This window comes from Butyrivibrio sp. AE3003 (assembly GCF_000686065.1).
Classification (GTDB): Bacteria; Bacillota; Clostridia; order Lachnospirales; family Lachnospiraceae; genus Butyrivibrio; species Butyrivibrio hungatei_A.
This window is the reverse complement of sequence record NZ_JMLX01000001.1, coordinates 1810577-1830404: the sequence shown is the minus strand read 5'-3', so window position 1 is coordinate 1830404 and position 19828 is coordinate 1810577. Positions and strand designations below refer to the sequence as shown.

Genomic DNA, 19828 nt, shown 5'->3' with positions numbered 1-19828 from the left:
GAGGATTGTATGGAAGAATATATCAAAATATTACTTGAGCAGGTGCGCTTTGAAAAAGCGCACAAGGCTATCGGGGATGAAATCAGGGCACATATAGAAGACCAGGCGGAAGCAAATATTTCCGAGGGAATGGATAAAGAGACAGCGGAGAAAAAAGCTGTCGAAGATATGGGGGATCCCGTTGAGACGGGAATTGCACTTGATAAGGTTCACAGACCGCAGGTTGCATGGGGAGTGATAGTTGTTGCAATTATCGTGGGTATTCTGGGAATAATAATTAAGTTCTTTTTGAGCAAAATACCATCATCATCGTATAATGTAAGGGCTCTTTACATACTGGGTAAATTTATGATAGATGTAGGTGATATTGGTTATTACATATACGACGTTGTCTGCGGTATCGCTGTAATGCTGATAATGTATCTTGTAGATTATACGACGGTTGCAAGGTATTCCAAGATAATAGCGGCTATACTACTTTTTTCTTACACGATAAATAAAAAAATAGATAGTCTGGAAGCAAGCGGTTATGTAATTCCAAACGTATTATACAGATTCGTTAGCCGCTCGGAGACACTGGTTCTACTACTCGTCCCTCTTTTTGCAGGAATAATCTACAAGTACAGGGGACAGAAATATAAGGGACTTATAAAATCACTTATCTGGATAATGACTATAGGTCTGGTTACAATAGGAGAATATCAGCAATTTCGTGCGACGGTAATTGTGATCTGCTTACTGGCGGAGCTTACTATAGCAATACATAAAGAATGGATAAAGGTTCCTAAAACAATAACCATTGTGTCTATATGGTCTTTATTTGCGATAATACCCATGTTCGTAATAAGGGTCATGTATAACATCACCTTTTCTGCCGATCCCCCAAATAAGGCAAAAGAAATTATGAGTGGTGTAAAGGCTTTTGGTAGCGGAACTGTGAGTTATGTCAGAGGAAATTTGGCCGTATCCACAAGTTCGCTTGTAAGTTCAGGAGTTTTTTCCCAGTTTACTAATCGGGAAAGCTATGAGATCACTAAGATTGCAGCAGTTCTTGGAGGTGTAGTGACAGTTGTTGTTATTGCCGTTGTAGTGGCTTTGATTGTTTTGGGATTTGTGGCAACTGCAAGGACAAAGAATCAGTTGGGAGCTGTGATGGGAAGTGGTTGCATGATGTGGCTTATTATAAATGCGATTTTTAATATAGGTGTCGGTACGGGATTATTGCCTTCGTTTTATTACACATCTTTTTTCCCGTTTATATCGGAGCACAAGGTAATCGAATCTTATGCTTTCCTTGGAATAATACTTAGCATATACAAATACAAAGATGCTTATCCGCAGCACATAGATATAAAATTTCGCAGTAAGTTAAGAAAATTTGAATCAGGAAATACATGACAGAATATTTAAGGCACAGATGGAACGATATAAGGAGGGGAAAAAGAAATGGCTGTAGATAAATCTCTTTTAACAGGTAGCAGCACTATGCTGGTTTTAAAGTTACTTTCGGAAAAAGATATGTATGGATATGAGATGATAGACACCTTGAGGAAGAAGTCGCAGAACGTCTTCGAATTCAAGGCAGGGACTCTTTATCCTCTTTTACATGGACTTGAAGAAAAAGGAATGCTCAAATCATACGAGCAGGAATACCTCGGTAAGACCAGAAAATATTACAGCATAACAAAAGAGGGACGAAAGCTCTTAAAGGCTAAGACCGATGAGTGGAACGAGTATTCGGGCGCTATCGTAAGCGTATTGGCATACGGTGTATGACAGACTAAGCAATACATTAAATAAAAATGACAGATAGGTTTTACCAAATGGAAGAGTATATTAAAAAACTGCTTGAGCAGGTGCGTTTTGAGAAAGCGCACAAGGCTATTGGGGATGAAATAAGAGCACATATAGAAAATCAGATAGAAGCGAATGTTTTAGACGGAATGGACAAAGAAACAGCAGAGAAAAGAGCCGTAGAAGACATGGGAGATCCCGTTGAAACGGGAATTGCACTTGATAAGGTTCACAGACCACAGATGGCATGGGGAGTTGTAATCGTAGCTTTTTTTTGTTGCAATCGTGGGAACATTGATTCATGTCCTTATGGCAAAAGATCCGGCTTTAGAGTATTTAAAGTATCGTAATGATATCGGTTCATTTATCATGTTTACTGTCAGTGGAATAGCTGTAATGTTGCTGCTTTACCTTTTGGATTATATAACAGTTGCAAAGTATTCTAAGGTAGTAGCAACATGTATGATAGCCTTGTATATGCTTGGAATTTTTTTGCGTGATAAAGTTTACTTCATGCAACTGGAGTGGCTTGATAAGACGGGGCATAGGACGGGATGGGAAAACGCAGACTTTCCGTTACCGATAAAAGTGCTGGATTCAATCGCATCTTTTGTGAATCCGCCTATGCTGTTACTTATTCCGCTCTATGCAGGGATAATCTATAAGTACAAAGGACAAAAGTATGATGGACTTATAAAATCAGTTCTTTGGTTAATTATTCCAAGTTATATTGTTAGTTATAGACATAACTATGTAATATGTTTGATATTTGTGCTCAGCATGCTTGTTCAGCTCACGTTTGCAATAAAAAAAGAATGGCTGAAAGTATCAAAGATACCTGTACTTATAACGTTATGGACTACCTTCTCGGTGTTTTTGGGATTTGTTGCTAAAAAAGAATATGAGCGCGCAAGCGGAACTGTTCTTAGATGGGTCGGCGAGGATGGAAATCTGTATGAACGACCAACCATTAATGCAAATATAGATATAGTCAGGGCATATATGAAGCAGGTAAAGCTGTTTGGAAATGCATTGTTAAGCAGTTTGGGAGGAAAATCATATTCGCCTGCCCAGTATAGTATTTCAGATTCCGGAACCAGTATGATCCTTACATATATTCTGACGACAGGCGGACTGATTGTTGGAATAGTGGTTATAGCTACTGTAGTCGGACTTATTGTGTATGGACTTGTTACAGTTTTAAAGACTAAGAATCAACTGGGAATGGTAATCGGAATCGGCTGTATGATGTGGCTTATTTCAAATACCGTTGTTAATATTCTTGTTGGAACAGGAATTATCGATGATCAAGGCGGAGGGGCATTTTTGCCGTTTGTTTCAAATGATAAGTTGGTTGAGTCATATGCATTACTTGGAATATTACTCAGCATTTATAAGTATAAGAATGCTTATTCACAGCATATAGATATAAATCTTCGCATTGATTTTAAGAAACTGAGATTAAAAAAACTAAAGTAGTGTGAATTATATTTTGTCACGACAGCAAGTGGTTGTACTAAGGAGGATTGTATGGAAGAATACATCAAAATATTACTTGAGCAGATCCGATTTGAGAAAGCGCATAAGGCTATCGGGGATGAAATAAGAGCACATATAGAAGATCAGGCGGAAGCAAATATTTTCGAGGGAATGGATAAAGCTACAGCGGAGAAAAAAGCTGTTGAAGATATGGGTGATCCCGTTGAGACGGGAATTGCGCTTGATAAGGTTCACAGACCGCAACTGGCGTGGGAGTTTGTTGTTGCAACTTTGGCTGTGACAGTTTTTAGCATTATACTTCATATTTTTATGACAAAACAGTTAAACTGGGGCCTGGCTTTTCAGATATCTAAGGGGCATATTGTTCAAGAGGGGACAATGTTTGTTTTCTATTCTATACTTGGAGTGGCTTTAATGTTACTCCTATATCTTATGGATTTCACAACGATTGCCAAGTATTCTAAGATTGCAGGGATTATCTTGTTAATATCTTATTTTGCTTCACTTTATTGGGTCTGGATGCCGAATCCGGATTCAGTAGATTATGAGATTGCGAGGCTTTTTAATGATTTAAATTCAAGGGTGGATTCACTTATGTTTTTGATGATCCCGATTTTTGCAGGAATACTTTATAAATATAGAGGACAGAAGTACGGCGGACTTATAAAAGCAGTAATGTGGATTTTTATATGTACTTTCCTATTATCGTTTTATGACGGAAAATATAGTTTTGAGACAATGGCAATAACAATGGTATGTATGCTAGCGCAGCTGACAATTGCAATAAAAAAAGAGTGGATAAAGGTACGTAAGGCACCTGCTATTATTTTTATATGGTCATTGCTTGTACTTCCGATTATAAGCGTTATCAAAACTTTTAGCTTATATGATTTTTGGTATGAGGAAATAACAATAAGGCCAATCATCAGATCGGCAAAGCTATTCGGAAGAGGGCAGGTATCCGGAGACAGTATTGATTGTGTTGAAGATATTAACATTTTGACATATATATCAACGACAATGGGAATAGGTATCGCAATAGCAGTTATAGCTGCTATACTTGGTCTTATTATTTACGGACTGATAGTAACAGCTAAGACTAAGAATCAATTGGGTCTTGTTATGGGGATCGGTTGCATGATGTGGCTTATAGAAAAAGTCATTTTTAATATGACATTTGGATTTGGATTATTCTTTGACTATAGTAGTGCATCCTTTCTACCGTTTATTTCAGGGGGACTACGATTTGATGGATTGTTAGCGTCATACGCCATGTTTGGAATAATATTGAGTATATATAAATATAAGAATGCATATGCAGAACACGTAGACATAAGTCTCCGCGCAAGATCCAAGGATATGGGGGTATAAAGAAATGGCAGTAGATAAATCTCTTTTAACCGGCAGCAGTACAATGCTGGTTCTAAAATTACTTTCGGAAAAAGATATGTATGGATATGAGATGATAGACACCTTGAGGAAGAAGTCGCAGAACGTCTTCGAATTCAAGGCAGGGACTCTTTATCCTCTTTTACATGGACTTGAAGAAAAAGGAATGCTCAAATCATACGAGCAGGAATACCTCGGTAAGACCAGAAAATATTACAGCATAACAAAAGAGGGACGAAAGCTCTTAAAGGCTAAGACCGATGAGTGGAACGAGTATTCGGGCGCTATCGTAAGCGTATTGGCATACGGTGTATGACAGACTAAGCAATACATTAAATAAAAATGACAGATAGGTTTTACAAAATGGAAGAGTACATTAAAAAATTACTTGAGCAGGTGCGTTTTGAAAAAGCGCATAAAGCTATCGGGGATGAAATCAGAGCACATATAGAAGACCAGGCGGAAGCAAATATTTCCGAGGGAATGGATAAAGAGACAGCTGAGAAAAGAGCTGTCGAAGATATGGGTGATCCCGTTGAGACGGGAATTGCACTTGATAAGGTTCACAGACCTCAGATGGCGTGGGGGGTAATCGTAGCAGTATTAGCTGTTGCGATTGTTGGCGCAATATTCCAGTTTCTTTTGCGGAATGATCAGGTTTTGATAAAAGATGGGCAGTATTATAACCCAGATAGAAATTATATTGTTAATAACTTTTTTTTCATATACCATTATGGGGATATGTTTGATGCTCCTTTTTTATTTTTTGGATTTTACGGTTATTGCAAAGTATTCCCGAATTATAGGGATTGTATGGGCATCAGGTTATTTGATTACATCGTTGCCGGATGCTTTATTGATCAATACAGGAGTATTGACGTTTAAGCAAACGCCATTTGGAATTGGTATTTTAAATGAGATTGCATGGAGGCTTTCTGACAAGATGCTCATATTGGTGCCTCTCTACGCCGGAATTCTTTATGAGTATAAGGAACGAAAAAAGACTTTTTCGAAGGCGCTTTTGTGGATTTTTATTCCTGTTTTTTTACATATATTTTGGAGATTACCTGATAAGGGGTGATGCTACAATAATCGCGATATGTATGCTTGCAGAGCTTACAGTTGCAATAATGAAAGGATGGATAAAGTTACAAAAGAAGGTACTGGTACACCTATATGGGGGATTTATAATAATCACATCATTGTCTTACGGACGTATGTTTAAATGCTATGGAGATAGTGTGCAAGAGGAGATATTAAAAAAAGTTGTTGATTCAATATATTTGTTTGGCTCAGGAATATATTACGGACACGATGGTTTTCAAAAACCTTCAAGTTGCTTTATAGATCGGCCATTTGGAACATATTTTTTTGACATATATTTCATCGACTTACGGAGCGTTTTGGGGAATAGTGATTATTGCCATTGTAGTTGGAATAATCGTATTGGGATTTATGAATTTATTTAAGTCAAAAAATCAGTTGGGACATGTTATGGGTATGGGGTGTATGATGTGGCTTGCAGTAAATACTATTGTTAATGTGTTCACTGCATTTGGAGTTTTTCCGGAATGGTTTTTCGTTGGTGCTTTTTTGCCGTTTGTATCAACTGATAATTCTGATTCTCTTATTTATGCATATGCGGCGCTCGGAATACTGCTCAGCATATATAAGTATAAGGATGCATATTCACAAGATGTGGAAATTGAGCGTTTTGGGATAAGAAATTTATTAAAAGATTTGAATCTGTAAAAGGATGTTTGTGGTGCTTGGCATATATAAAAACGCTTACCTACAGCGCATAGATATAAAATTTTGCAGTAAGTCAAAAAAAATCGAATCAGGAAATACAGGACAGAATATTACAGCATAACAAAAGAGGGACGAAAGCTCTTAAAGGCTAAGACCGATGAGTGGAACGAGTATTCGGGCGCTATCGTAAGTGTATTGGCATACGGTGTATGATATAAGTATTGTTGGATTTACAGGGGTACAGAGGTTGTAACAATGGAAGAATATATAAAAAAGCTATTGGAACAAGTGAGGTTCCGTGAGGCTCATCAGGGGATACACGATGAGCTTAAGGCTCACATTGAAGATCAGATAGAAGCGAATATTTCATGCGGAATGGATGAAGATACAGCGGAGAAAAGAGCTGTTGATGATATGGGAGATCCGGTTGCCACAGGTATTGAACTTGACAGGGTTCACAGACCGCAGATAGCGTGGGGCGTTATAATCGCGGCGGTGCTTGTCGGCGTTATAGGGATAATGATCCATACCTATATAGCGAAGGACAGACTAGTGATCGATTCTATAAGTGAGCCGCCTTTTTCAGCCGATGACAGATATTATATTCTTTTTACTGTTTTGGGGATTGGCGCAATGTTTTTCATGTATCTTGTGGATTACACAACTGTTGCCAAGTATTCCAAAGTGATTGCAACTGTATTGGTGGCGGGATATCTGATTGCATACTACGGAAGTTATAAGTTTTATAGATTGGTAGCGGATAAGAGTGAATTAAACGGAGAAGCGTTAAATTATGACCAACTGGAATCACTGATGGGGGTTATAAATGGTTGTGTCAGCGTTTCTTTTGCATTGATGTTTTTGCTGATTCCTCTATATGCGGGAATTCTCTACAAATACAGAGGGCAATCGTATGGGGGACTTATAAAGGCTCTTCTTTGGGTTTTTGTGCCAAGGCTCATACCGTTTGTATCAACAAGATATTATAATATGCGTGCCTTTATAGTTGTAGGCAGCATGCTTGTTCAGCTTACTTATGCAATAAAAAAAGGTTGGATAAAAGTGCGAAAGATTCCTTCAATCATATCTATATGGCTGGCTTATGTATTTTATCTGATCTACTTTATCCGGACTGAGGTTGGCGGATTCATAAGAAGTGGCAGTAATGATATAAAAACAATCATGGATTCAATGAAGATATTCGGAGAAGGGAAAATATATACTTGGGGCGGCGCAGCATCAATGCAGTCAAGGGGATGTGTAAATTCTCCTGCGGGGAGTTATGTTTTGACTTATATCTCGGCGACCTGGGGACTGGTTATAGGACTTGCGGTTGTTATGATAGTTGCAGCGCTGATTGTTTTTGGATTTGTAAGTATGGCAAAGTCAAAGAACCAGCTCGGACAGATTATGGGATGCGGTTGCATGATGTGGATCGCGGTAAATGCTATTGCCAATATCGTTGTGGGATTCGGAATTGTTCCGGAGTTTTATGCATCTTTTTTCCCATTCATATCTAATAACAATATTGTGATCTCGTATGTATTCTTGGGGATACTGATAAGCGTGTACAAATATAAGGACGCCTATCCGCAGCATGTTGATATTAAGGCTCGGAGCAATAAGGAAAAAAGATTGCAATCCTTAAAAGATAATTAGGGAAAGGTTTAGTATAGATAAGTTAGCGCCGTTGTCGCGCTTCAAGGAGGATAAAATGGCAGTAGATAAATCTCTTTTAACAGGCAGCAGTACATTGTTGGTTCTGAAGTTACTTTCGGAAAAAGACATGTATGGGTATGAAATGATCGACACATTAAGAAAGAGATCACAGAATGTCTTTGAATTTAAGGCGGGAACGCTTTATCCACTTCTTCACGGACTGGAGGAGAAAGGTGTTCTAAAGGTTTACGAGCAGGAGTATCTCGGCAAGACAAGAAAATATTACAGCATAACGAAAGAGGGCAGAAAGCTATTAAAGGAAAAGACACAGGAGTGGGAGGTTTATTCCGGCGCGATAGCAAACGTTCTGGCCTACGGGGTATGAGTATGGAAGAATATATCAAAATGTTACTGGAGCAGGTGCGTTTTGAGAAGGCGCACAAGGCTATAGGTGATGAGATCAGGGCGCATATAGAAGAGCAGATAGAAGCGAATGTTTCGGACGGAATGGACCGTGTGACCGCGGAGAAAAAAGCTGTCGAGGACATGGGGGATCCCATGGAAGTCGGAATGTCGCTTGACAGGGTTCACAGGCCGCAAATTGCATGGGGCTTGATAATCGCGGCAATGACCATTGGAGCTGTCGGAGCGATGATCAGGATGACGGTAGCATATTCTGAGTATGATGACTTCGTAATTGCTATTAATGCTTTTTTTGGTATTTCCTTGATGCTGCTTGCATTTCTTGTGGATTATACGACTATATTAAAATATTCTAAGTTGCTGGCGGCTGTATTGATAGTGGGAATGGTACTTAATCAGGCTATTTACTCACATGGACCGGAAGAAAACTTTTTCTGGCAGCCATATTCCATTACGAGGGTTGTTTTTACAACGTTGTTTGTCTTATTTATTCCTCTATATTCCGGAATAATCTATAGGTATAGAGGGCAGGCGTATAAAGGACTGGTCAAGGCGGTTCTTTGGATTGCTATTCCGTGCATGTATATGAGTTCGCGACTGGAGGGGCATGCGGCCTTGCATGTTATGATGATCGCATTAAGTTTGCTGGCTCAGCTTATAATAGCAATAAAGAAGGGCTGGTTTGAAATTCCACAAAAGAAGGTGATTGCATATTTGTGGGCTGCGTTTGCGATTTTTCCCGGAAATTTGATGATTGAACTAAGGAATTGTTTTCCCAGCAGTAAATTAATAAATGTAAGACATGTTATGGATAGACTTAAGCCGCTTGGATGCGGGGTAGTATATCTTAATCTTGGCGAAAATGTGACTATGGCCGCAAGCAGTTATTTTGGTGTAAAGACAGGAGAGCATGTCCTTCTGTATATATGTTCAGATTGGGGATGGCTTATAGGATTAACAGTTATTTTAAGCGTTGTCGGATTGATTGTTTTTGGATTTATCGCTTTATCTAAGATAAAGAATCAAGTGGGAATCGCAATGGGAAGCGGTTGTCTCATTTGGCTTACGGCAAATGCTGTTGCAAATTTACTTGTGGGATTTGGATTATTTTCTACGACATATGTAGGCGATACTTTTTTTCCTTTTATATCAGACAGCAATGTTATAGTATCGTATGTCTTCCTGGGGATAATTCTCAGTATATATAAATACAAGAATGCTTATTCACAGCATGTAGACATTAAAGCTCAATCAAGAGTGCAACTGAAACTTTTGAATTATGAGCTTGACATCAGACTACGTAAGGAGGTGAAGGAAGAAAAAAAGGCTTTAATAAAACAAAAAATGGGAGAAATTATCTATGACAAAAAGTAAAAAGATCGTTGCGCTTGCAATGTGCATGCTAATGGTACTTTCAGATGTTGCCTGTGGCAAAAAGGAAGCGGATGATTCTTCTCTTTCAATTTCTGTCGAAGATGTAGTTACCGGTGATACTGCTGCGGAAGCTTCATCGGATGGAGTGAAGAATTTCGAGATTCCGGAAGGAATGTACCTTAGCGAGATCACAGGTGAGCCGATAAGCGAAGATATTAAAGATCAGCGTCCTATCGCTGTAATGGTTGATAACGAAAAGACCGCGCTTCCGCACTTTGGAACAGCAGAAGCGGATGTTGTTTATGAAATGATGAACAGCACAAAAAATGACAGAATTACAAGGCTTATGTGCATTGTAAAAGACTGGGGCAAGATAGAACAGCTTGGCAGTATCAGAAGTACCCGTCCGACAAATATTCTTCTTGCAGCCGAGTGGGATGCGGTGCTCTGCCATGACGGAGGGCCTCCGGTTCATATCAATGCATATTTGAAGAATCCTTGGGCACAGCATTTCTCCGGAACTTTTTCCAGAGTAAAGAACGGAAAACCTAAAGAGTTTACAGAGTATGTCTGTTCGGGTGATATGGAGAGTAACTTCTCAAGTATGAAGAAGGATCCCGCATATTCAACAACTTATACCGAGTACAGAAACGAGGGAAGTCACTTCAACTTTGCTCCTTACGGCAAAGAAGTTGACCTTACAAAGGTTTATGACAAGACATATCCCGTAACGGAGATCGGACTTCCTTTCTGGCACAATACTTCTACACTTAAGTATAATGCCGAAACTAAGCAGTATGAGTATTACGAGTACGGATCACGCCATGAGGATGCAGAGGACGGAGAGCCTCTTAGCTTTAAGAATGTACTTATCCAGAAATGTGATTTCAATCAGCTTGATGAGAACGGTTATCTTATTTATAACTGCATCGATTCGGGAAAGCCGGGATGGTACATTACAAACGGCGTCGGAAAGCCGATCACTTGGGTTAAGGATGAGGCAACTCATCTGACCAGGTTCTACGACGACAAGGGTGAGGAGATTCAGATCAACACAGGTAAGACATATATCACACTTGTTCCGTCAGATACATGGGATTCAGTGACAATGAAATAATAGAGTTTTTTAATGCAGAAAGGAGCTTTCACCTTGATTTGAGGTGAGGCTCCTTATTGTGTAGCATCTTTAATAAAACCCCCTGCTATGCAGGGGGACAACAGCTGCTTCAGCTTACAGTAAAAAACCTCCCGTGCTAGAATTACTACGGTTCGCCAACCAAAGTAAAGCACAGGAGGTAGTCCAAAATGGACATGAATAGTTTATCACACACTAGATGGGAGTGTAAGTACCACATAGTATTTGCACCTAAGTTCAGGAGAAAGGTTGCGTATGGTCAGATCAAGCAGGACATTGCAAATATTCTCAGTATATTATGCAAGAGGAAAGGTGTAGAGATAATAGAGGCAGAAGTATGCCCAGATCACATACATATGCTGGTAAGGATCCCACCGAGTATGAGTGTTTCAAGTTTCGTAGGGTACTTGAAAGGAAAAAGTACGCTTATGATATTTGAGAGGCATGCAAATCTCAAGTATAAGTACGGCAATAGACATTTCTGGTGCAGAGGCTATTACGTAGATACTGTAGGTAAGAATGCAAAGAAAATCGAGGAGTACATAAAGAATCAGTTAAAAGAGGATTTAGAGTACGACCAAATGACACTAAAAGAGTATATTGACCCGTTCACGGGTGAGCCGGTAAAGCAAAACAAATAAAAATGAGCCCAGGGGGCTCTGTAGGAAAATGATGTTGCGGCTGGCGAACCATTCGGCGAGTCTTTAGACTCAGCGCCGGCAACAGGCCCTTATAGGGCCAGAACAAACCACCGGCTAAGCCGGTGGTTCTGATTTACGAGTTTAGTGAGAATCCCAACAATAGGGAACTTTTTCAAGTACAGGTCGCTTGATTAAGATCAATAGCAATACGATTGCAGCGAAAGCGGCGTTGATGCTCAATACTTGGGCAATGCTTTCGTGGGAAACCAGCAAACCGATTGCAAGTGACCCGATGGGAGTCACGGCGGCCGCAGATGAATTAAATACAGCTGATGCGCGGGCCATATACTTATGGTCAACACATTTCATGATCTGGATATGGAGAATTCCGCTGACCAGCGAAACGGCTGCCATTATGACGAAGTAGCATGCACACAGCAACGTGTATGCGAGAAATGTGTTTTCTTTTACAAATCTTCCGTAAGGAATACAGGCCATTGCGCCGGCTAACAGGGCGGTTCCAAGGACAGTGATCTTAAGGGGCGATAGTTTCTTTGACAAATTCGGCAATACCACCGCGCCCAAGATTCCGCCTATTGATGAGAATATGCCGGAGATGCTTATAAGCTCGCTGCCCATTCCGTAAATTTCGGATACTATAGGAACTTGAAGAGCGTTCAATGGAATCAGCATTCCGTTGAGCAGTATGCAGATGATGCAGAAGTTTCGTACAACCGGAGTGCTAAATACATATGAGATGCCGTCTCTGAGCATGGAGATGTAGCCGGGCTCGGAGGTAGCGTCGGTGCTATCGGCTTCATGTAGTGAGTCTTTAATTTTGCCTTCGCAAAATGAGTGTATGCTTTCAGCTTCGTTGACAATGCCGGTGCTACCGACTTCAGAAGCGGACCCTGCTGCAGTTTTGAGCATGCCAATCAGTACGGCAGCAGTTATGAATGTCGAGAGATCTGTGAACATTGCTGCTTCAACGCCGAGTTTTGCAATTATAAATCCCGCAATTCCGCTTCCTGCAAGGGTGGCAGCGTTGCTGAAAACAGAATCAAGGCCCACTCCGGCGCTTATGTCATCTCTTTTAAACACCTGCGCACTAAGGGCGCTCGTCGCAGGAAGGTAGAAAGACTCTAAGCTCGTTATTGTCAGCGCAAATACCGAAAGGAGCACAGGAGTTACCAGTTCAAGCTTAAACAGAAAGATGAAGAGTGCAATCAGAAGTGCTCTGAGAAAATGAGTTGTGATGACAACATTTTTTTTATCCATCTTCTCAACAATGGCTCCTGCAAGCGGCTGAACAACAACGTTTGGCAACATGATAAATGCAAATATTATCGCAGACCACGCTGCGCTTCCTGTAATCTGATATACGATCCACGTAAAAGCAATTGATTCTATCGAATCCCCGAACCTGTTGACCAGATTTGCGAACAGAAGCTTTCTGTATGTGCTTTCGCTTAATATGGATTTATAATTAGTGGTGTTATTGGTTTTTGCTTTGTTTTTTATTCCGGTTTTTTTGCCGGTGGTGTTATTGTATTTGGCTTTTTTTCTGATGTCGGTGGTGCTATTACTTTTCATTATTGGTTCTCCCTTGTGACGCATTGTTTTGCTGACTGTTGGCTTAATGTGTATTGAAGTAGAATTGATTGCAAGCCTTGTTCTGTTGTTTAGTTAGTTGTGCGGTTATTCAGCAAGTAGGCAACATACATGTGCCCTTATCTATAGTTTCAGTGTAAGGGAATGCGCGGGAGAGTATAATACACCGTTTGTATGTGCCGAGAAAAGAAAAGTTTCCTATTAGGAAAGTTATGGCGAGCGCTCATTATCGCGGAAATAAGCGAATATGCATATGATGCCGTAAATGGGCTAAAAGTTGAAATTGGACTGTCCACTATATGTGTAGCAGTTTGACCGGGATTTGCTGACTATATTGCTAGAAGTGGAAATATGAGCAGGCGATTTTGAAAGATTTTTGCTGACTATATCCTTGAATGTGAAAAAGTGAGCAGATGTCAGAAAGAAGAATGGACTGCTTATAACCTGGGAAAACAGTATATGAGCAGACGATATTAGACTAAAACAAGTGAAAATGATTGCAATGTGGCTTTTTTTCACTGACTATATTATAGGGCGCAGTAATCTGAGCAGATGCGAACAGGAAAAATGTACTGTTCATAATTGGAATAATACATATCTAGGCAGGTGCGAATAGGAAAAATGCCCTGCCTATAATCGAGATAAAACATATCTGAGCAGAAGTGGAACGATGAGCAAGTTCTAACATAGGTGGATCGAAGTTGATTACGATGACCCAAAAACCTGCCAAACAAATAACAGAATCACAACCCACATAACGGAGGAACATCATGCAAAACATAATATTTCTTGATATAGACGGAGTCTTGAATTCAAAGTTCTGGGATGAGGAGCATCAGCGCGAAATAAGTGACGGAAGGCTTGTAGATGCAGGCGCGGTGAGGCTCTTGGCGGAGCTTATAAAGAAGGCGGATGCAAAGCTGATCCTTCACTCAGGATGGCGTTTCTGGTTCGACGAGAATCTTAAACCACTAAGGCCTGAAGCAGAGCACTTGATCACAGTGATGGCTCAAGAGGGCATCAGGCTTGACGGCGTAACACCCGATCTTACCACCGAAGAAATAAGAAAGAGCAAGAAGTTCAGCCTTGTTAAGGCTGAAGAAATCCTCCTATGGCTGAAAGAGAACATAGCTTCCGCAAATAGTGACTTCTCATCAAATGATGAAACTTTCAAAATCGATGAAACTTCTAAAGATGCAGATTTTCCGGCAAATTGGCTTGTTCTTGATGACCTGGAACTTCATAACGGCTTGATAGCAAGGCATCAGGTAAAGCCTGATCCAAACGTTGGGCTCACACATGAAGATGTAAGAAGAGCCCTGAACATTTTAAAGCTTTAAATGCAGAATAAATCTGCCTGCATGGTCCTACAGGATAGAATCAACCACTGGGACCATGCTTTTTATAATATTTGAATCCAATAATATATATCAGCATGGTCCTACAAGATAGAATCAACCACTGGGACTATGCTTTTTATAATATTTGAATCCAATAATATATATCAGCATGGTCCTACAAGATAGAATCAACCACTGGGACCATGCTTTTTATAATATTTGAATCCAATAATATATATCAGCATGGTCCTACAAGATAGAATCAACCACTGGGACTATGCTTTTTATAATATTTGAATCCAATAATATATATCAGCATGGTCCTACAAGATAGAATCAACCACTGGGACCATGTCTTTTAAAATATTTGAATAAAATAAAACATTTCAGCATGGCCCTACAAGATAAAATATCCCTTTTGGGCCATACATCTCTGGCAACACCTCTCCATAGCTTCCCGTCCCAAATCCCCTTTCCACATAATTTCACAATTCACATATTGACAAATCCCTCTCTCCGGAGTTATTGTATTATTGTACTAAGCGACTAATACAGTAATACAGCGTGCGACATCACGCTATATGCGGCTATGCACCGGCGAGTGACATCATGTCACGTATAGCGATGCAACAACACGCAGCATACCGTTACATGCGACTACATCGCAAGCACACCACTACAATGGACTGCATCACGCTACGTGCTACTTCACCACAACGTACAACCACATAGAACAATAACCGCCCACACACCGCAGCCCATAGGTTGCGGCGGGCACATATAAGATGATGCGAATCGTCGACAGAATGGAGAGAAAAGATGAGAAAAAGAAATATTATAGGGAAAACAACAAGCATAATTCTTGCGTTTACTCTTTGCATAACATCATTTACCGGTTGCGGCAAAAAGAAGATCACGGAAGAGGATTTTGCGCAGGTAAAACAGATTGATAAGAACTGCATCTTTAAGCAGGAAGATTTTCCGGGAATCCTTGGCGAAGGAGAAAAGGTGTGTGTTCTCGGCCGAAGCGGAGGCAAGGTAGTGGCTATCTGCGAAGCGGAAATCGGAGACAGAGGGTTTAAATATCTTTCTTTTAACCCTGACGGATCTGAGGTTAATTCCTGCGATTTCGGTGGCAAAAAGGAAGATTACATAACTATTGGCACTTTTGATAATGAAGGAAATGCATATCTTGTTTATAAAGAACACAAAGGTGGGGATGATTATAGCGCGTTCCTTGAAAAAATCACTCCCACAGGTGAAATAGCTTACAAGTTCGACCTTTCCGAAGAGTTTGCGGAAGATCCGTTCTACTTTAGATGCCTTGAGTGGAGTGACAAATACGGACTTTTATGCGGAACAGAGGACGGCGTTAAGACCTATGATGAGCAGAATGGTCTGAAAGAGCTTGTTGATAAAAAAGTCATGAGTGGTATGGGTGGAATCTTAAATATGGTCGAACTTGCGGACAATAAGCTGTTTATAAATTATTATAATAAGCTTTACGCCCAGTCATTTGTGATAGTTGACGTAGACAGCAAGAAAGTGGAAAAGAAGCTTGGAGATTTCCAGGAGCACAGTTACTATAACTTTTTTGACGATGAAAACGGTAATCTGTATGCGGGTGATTCCTATGGGGTATATAAATGTGATACCGGGGCGGACAAGCTTGTAAAACTTCTTGATTACAGGGATTCATCAATCAATAGCGACGATATGATGTCACAGGAGGGTTTTGTTGCAGTAAATGAAAAAGAAATAATCGCTGATACTGTAGAAGGTGACAGTGGGGTAAACACTCTTGTGAAACTATCCAAAGTAAATCCTGAAGATGTTGCAGATAAGACCGTTATTACCTTATCCGGTATGTATGTGGATTGTGATATTGCGAGCCAGATCATGAAATTTAACAGATCAAGCGATAAGTATGCGATAAAGATATTGGATTACAGCGAGTTTTACGATGACTATAAACAATGTGAAAAGCAGTTTAATCTTGATATTACAGCAGGCAAAGCGGCCGATATCATCTGCTTTTCGGGAAGCGAAGCATCTGTCAGAAAATATGCCGATAAAGGAATACTTCTTGATTTAACTCCTGCTTTTGAAAACGGAGGCCCTTTGAGCGATATAGAAATCCTTCCGAACATAGCGGAGATGATGAAGTTCAATGGCAAGACCTATACATTTATGCCAACGTTCAAAATTAGTACATATGCAGTTAAATCCGAGTACGCGAAGGGAAAAAAATCTTTGACATACAAGGACTGCGACGAGCTGATAAATAGTAAAGGCGTGGATTATAAAACAGCGTTTGGTTCATATCAAAACAGAACATACGTCTGCTCATATTTCTGGATGCTCTACGGAGATGAGTTTTTTTGACCTCAAGAATAAAAAGTGTAATTTCAATACGCCTGAGTTTGCAGAGTTTTTGAATTTTGCCAATAAGTTTCCCGATGATGAACCGGTTGATGTTGTAATGGAGGATGAGCTTGAGGCAGAATATGCCGAAGGAAAAGGGATTTTCTACGCCACAGATTTTAGAAATATATGGGAATATGCAAAGCTCAAGCAGTATATATTCAGAGATGATGTTGAATTGGTCGGATGTCCAAATAACCTTGGTAAAAACATGGCTGCGGTAAGCACAACTACATTTGGCGTAAACAGCAAGACGGAGCATGCGGATGTTATCTACGATCTTATCAGGGAACTTATGACTTCGGATAAAGAATCAAGTGGAGGCTTCTCTACGGTAAAGCCCAAGTTTGAAGAAGAGTTACGGGAAGCTACAGGTGAGATAAGTGATAGCAACACCAATGCGCAAACGTACGATCCTTTGAGCGGCAAAGATGTAAAATTAGAACCGCTGTCAGAGGAGGATATAAAGAAGTTCTATGATTATGCTGTTTCAATAAATACAAATGTCGGATATGATATGCAGGTTTCGGATATAATTTTAGAAGAGGCTTCAGCATTCTTTAAGGGAAAGAAAACGGCGGAACAAGTCGGAGATATCATACAGAACAGAATCAGCAATTATATTGCCGAAAACAGTTGATCTGAGAACTTGATTTAGAAGTTTAAAAAAGTCTGCAAAATTTTTATATTTTTTTGCAGACTTTTTTGCATGCGTATCGTTATATTAAATGAAGAGAGAAAAACAGGAGAAAAGTTTGGGGAAGATCGATTCGAGAGAAAAGTTAATACAGCTCATGGACCGGTACAAGAATCTGGTCTTTTCGGTGTGCCTTAAGCTTACCGGTGACCACTTTACTGCGGAGGATATTACGCAGGAAACGTTTATTTCCGCATATCGGCATCTTGAGGATTTTGACGGATGCGATGAAAAAGCGTGGATATGCAGGATCGCGAGTAACAAATGCATCGACTACCTAAGAAGTAGCAAGATGCGCGAGGTGGCTTCGACCGACGATGAGCTTGAAGCTTCCATGGACGCCGGCAGGGACGGGCCGCTTGAAACGTATATAGCACGGGATGTGGAGAAAAGATTTTTTGACCGGTGCAATGAACTTGATGAGCCGTACAGATCTGCGGCAGTCGGGCATTTTATTCAAGGAAAGACTGCAAAAGAGATAAGTCTTGAGAAAGGGATACCTCTTAAGACGACACAGTCCCACATCTACAGAGCCCGCGAGATGCTAAAGAAAATAATCAGGAAGGAGGAACTGCTGACATGAGTCATGAATATCTGAGTGATGAAGAATTACAAAAGCTTATTTCCGATGTTGAGCTTAATGACATGGCTGAAGCGCCCGTGGATCTTCAGAAAAAAGTGCTTGATGAGATCAGTGCTTTAAGTAAGTCCGGCAACATCGCGAAAACCAAAAAACAAAAGATAATCGAATACAGATTATACAGCCTGAAAGTGGCTCTCGCCGTTGCTGCAGCAATAGCGGTAATGTTCATAGTTCCTTGCGTTTCTGCTGCAAATAGATATGTTCCTTTGATGGAGAAGGTTGTTTCTCGAAGAGATATATCTTTGAAAGAAGAGCTTTTTGTGAGAAAAGAAAGCAAGAACTGCGATGAGGAGTTAAACGAAAAAGGTTTTCGTGAACATCTGATACAGAAAAAAGAAAAGATAGAAAGAAAAATAAACAACATTTTTATTGGTGATATGGAGGAAGATGATGGAATATAAGAAAAGAAACGGCTTTTTTGTTTTTTGCTTTTCGTTTATACCCGGGGCGGTAGAGATGTATATGGGATTTATGAAGAACGGAGTGTCTTTACTGGCAACGTTTGTAATGGTATGTTTGGTTTCAATGTATGATTATTCATTCATTTCGGCAGTTGCATATGGATTGTTGGTAGTAATCTGGTTTTATGCTTTTTTTCATGCTTGGAACTTGTACAGATTAAACGGGGATATACTGATGAAGTTGGAAGACAAATACATTTGGACGGAATTTGGACTTCCAAAAGAATTCACGATCAAAGAAGAAAAACTTCGCAGAGCTACGGCAATAGCGCTTATATTGATAGGGGCATGTACAATATGGGACAGTTTGTTAGAACTTCTTCGGAAAATTTTCATTCGCTATTTCTCTGAGGAATTTTGGTTTAGCTTTCGAAGTGTGATGAATAGCATACCTAGATTGGCTATTGCGGTGATATTCATTTATGCGGGAATTAAACTTATCAAAGGAAAAAAGAAAGAACTTGGAATTACGTCTGATGCAGAGCAGGAATGACCTGATTTTGAAGATGGAGATTATTCTGAGTGGGAGGTAAAAGATGGAGACAGCAAGCATGCATAGAGTTGGTACTATAACTGCAGGTATTACTCTTATAGTTTTTGGAGTCGCCTTTATACTGAATGTATTTTGGAGCTTTTTTGATATAACGACGATAATAAGGCTGTGGCCTATCATACTTATAGGGGTAGGTGTTGAGATACTTGTCTCGAGCTTTGAGAAGAATAAAGTGGTTTATGACAAGGCGGCCATATTGATCATGTTTTTAATGGTAGGATTTGCAATGTTTATGGCATGTTGGGATAAATGCGTGATACGGGAGCTCATGTAAATAGCAAACTTCTTTGATTTATGAGTCTTTGCTTCATGATATAATGTGGAGCAGGGACTTTTTCTTTTTTTCTAAAAAAACCTGTAAAAACGCTTGAATACAAATAAAAAAATCAAGTACAAGATTTTGATAATTTTTATAATTCGTTCATATAACGT

21 protein-coding genes are annotated in these 19828 nt (G+C 39.9%); 20 read left to right on the top strand and 1 reads right to left on the bottom strand.

Going from position 1 to position 19828, the window contains the following annotated elements:
• Positions 1 to 9: 9 nt before the first annotated feature.
• The 13 genes from CD00_RS0108890 (at position 10) to tnpA (ending at position 11667) form a co-directional block, all read left to right on the top strand.
• Entirely contained in the window at positions 10 to 1398 is a 1389-nt protein-coding gene (locus CD00_RS0108890; protein WP_026655651.1) for a permease prefix domain 1-containing protein, read from the top strand.
• A gap of 48 nt (positions 1399 to 1446) precedes the next feature.
• On the top strand, positions 1447 to 1776 hold the full coding sequence (locus tag CD00_RS0108885) for a PadR family transcriptional regulator (RefSeq protein WP_026655646.1): 330 nt from the start codon (positions 1447 to 1449) through the stop codon (positions 1774 to 1776).
• Between the two features lie 47 nt (positions 1777 to 1823).
• A complete protein-coding gene (locus tag CD00_RS0108880; RefSeq protein ID WP_026655650.1) occupies positions 1824 to 2144 on the top strand; it encodes a permease prefix domain 1-containing protein in 321 nt (106 codons plus the stop codon).
• Positions 2104 to 3273, top strand: a complete 1170-nt coding sequence (locus CD00_RS0108875; RefSeq protein ID WP_026655649.1) for an FtsW/RodA/SpoVE family cell cycle protein — start codon at positions 2104 to 2106, stop codon at positions 3271 to 3273. Before CD00_RS0108880 ends, CD00_RS0108875 begins: the two co-directional genes overlap by 41 nt.
• A gap of 51 nt (positions 3274 to 3324) precedes the next feature.
• Complete coding sequence (locus CD00_RS0108870) at positions 3325 to 4665, top strand: permease prefix domain 1-containing protein (RefSeq protein WP_026655647.1); 1341 nt, start codon at positions 3325 to 3327, stop codon at positions 4663 to 4665.
• A gap of 4 nt (positions 4666 to 4669) precedes the next feature.
• The gene (locus CD00_RS0108865) at positions 4670 to 4999 is read left to right on the top strand and encodes a PadR family transcriptional regulator (protein WP_026655646.1); all 330 of its coding nucleotides are present in this window, start codon (positions 4670 to 4672) and stop codon (positions 4997 to 4999) included.
• 47 nt (positions 5000 to 5046) lie between these two features.
• Positions 5047 to 5568, top strand: a complete 522-nt coding sequence (locus CD00_RS19280; RefSeq protein WP_051594134.1) for a permease prefix domain 1-containing protein — start codon at positions 5047 to 5049, stop codon at positions 5566 to 5568.
• A 486-nt stretch (positions 5569 to 6054) separates the two neighbouring features.
• The gene (locus CD00_RS0108845) at positions 6055 to 6435 is read left to right on the top strand and encodes an FtsW/RodA/SpoVE family cell cycle protein (RefSeq protein WP_185750420.1); all 381 of its coding nucleotides are present in this window, start codon (positions 6055 to 6057) and stop codon (positions 6433 to 6435) included.
• Positions 6436 to 6690: 255 nt separating this feature from the next.
• Positions 6691 to 8094 (top strand): permease prefix domain 1-containing protein, encoded by a 1404-nt coding sequence (locus CD00_RS0108840; protein WP_026655643.1) that lies wholly within the window; start codon positions 6691 to 6693, stop codon positions 8092 to 8094.
• Between the two features lie 55 nt (positions 8095 to 8149).
• On the top strand, positions 8150 to 8479 hold the full coding sequence (locus CD00_RS0108835; protein ID WP_026655641.1) for a PadR family transcriptional regulator: 330 nt from the start codon (positions 8150 to 8152) through the stop codon (positions 8477 to 8479).
• A gap of 2 nt (positions 8480 to 8481) precedes the next feature.
• A complete protein-coding gene (locus tag CD00_RS0108830; RefSeq protein ID WP_026655640.1) occupies positions 8482 to 9891 on the top strand; it encodes a permease prefix domain 1-containing protein in 1410 nt (469 codons plus the stop codon).
• Positions 9878 to 11008: a DUF3048 domain-containing protein gene (locus CD00_RS0108825; RefSeq protein WP_185750419.1), complete on the top strand. Its 1131-nt coding sequence runs from the start codon at positions 9878 to 9880 to the stop codon at positions 11006 to 11008. The genes CD00_RS0108830 and CD00_RS0108825 overlap by 14 nt, the downstream gene beginning before the upstream one ends.
• 188 nt (positions 11009 to 11196) lie before the next feature.
• On the top strand, positions 11197 to 11667 hold the full coding sequence (gene tnpA, locus CD00_RS0108820) for an IS200/IS605 family transposase (RefSeq protein WP_026655638.1): 471 nt from the start codon (positions 11197 to 11199) through the stop codon (positions 11665 to 11667).
• A gap of 141 nt (positions 11668 to 11808) precedes the next feature.
• Here the strand turns inward: tnpA and CD00_RS0108815 are convergent, their stop codons facing one another.
• Positions 11809 to 13260 carry an MFS transporter gene (locus CD00_RS0108815; protein ID WP_026655637.1) on the bottom strand — a complete coding sequence of 484 codons (1452 nt, stop codon included), beginning with the start codon at positions 13258 to 13260 and terminating at the stop codon, positions 11809 to 11811.
• 788 nt (positions 13261 to 14048) lie between these two features.
• Here CD00_RS0108815 and CD00_RS0108805 point away from each other — a divergent pair.
• From CD00_RS0108805 to CD00_RS17790, 7 genes are all read left to right on the top strand, one after another.
• Positions 14049 to 14618 (top strand): HAD domain-containing protein, encoded by a 570-nt coding sequence (locus tag CD00_RS0108805; protein ID WP_026655635.1) that lies wholly within the window; start codon positions 14049 to 14051, stop codon positions 14616 to 14618.
• 819 nt (positions 14619 to 15437) lie between these two features.
• A complete protein-coding gene (locus CD00_RS0108800; RefSeq protein WP_026655634.1) occupies positions 15438 to 17003 on the top strand; it encodes a hypothetical protein in 1566 nt (521 codons plus the stop codon).
• Positions 16990 to 17682: a hypothetical protein gene (locus CD00_RS0108795; RefSeq protein ID WP_026655633.1), complete on the top strand. Its 693-nt coding sequence runs from the start codon at positions 16990 to 16992 to the stop codon at positions 17680 to 17682. The genes CD00_RS0108800 and CD00_RS0108795 overlap by 14 nt, the downstream gene beginning before the upstream one ends.
• 115 nt (positions 17683 to 17797) lie before the next feature.
• Positions 17798 to 18322, top strand: coding sequence for an RNA polymerase sigma factor (locus CD00_RS0108790; RefSeq protein ID WP_051199239.1), 525 nt, complete (start codon positions 17798 to 17800; stop codon positions 18320 to 18322).
• On the top strand, positions 18319 to 18783 hold the full coding sequence (locus CD00_RS0108785) for a hypothetical protein (protein ID WP_026655631.1): 465 nt from the start codon (positions 18319 to 18321) through the stop codon (positions 18781 to 18783). Before CD00_RS0108790 ends, CD00_RS0108785 begins: the two co-directional genes overlap by 4 nt.
• Positions 18773 to 19336, top strand: a complete 564-nt coding sequence (locus CD00_RS0108780) for a hypothetical protein (RefSeq protein WP_026655630.1) — start codon at positions 18773 to 18775, stop codon at positions 19334 to 19336. The genes CD00_RS0108785 and CD00_RS0108780 overlap by 11 nt, the downstream gene beginning before the upstream one ends.
• 43 nt (positions 19337 to 19379) lie before the next feature.
• Positions 19380 to 19670 carry a LiaF transmembrane domain-containing protein gene (locus CD00_RS17790; protein WP_051594133.1) on the top strand — a complete coding sequence of 97 codons (291 nt, stop codon included), beginning with the start codon at positions 19380 to 19382 and terminating at the stop codon, positions 19668 to 19670.
• Positions 19671 to 19828: the final 158 nt, after the last annotated feature.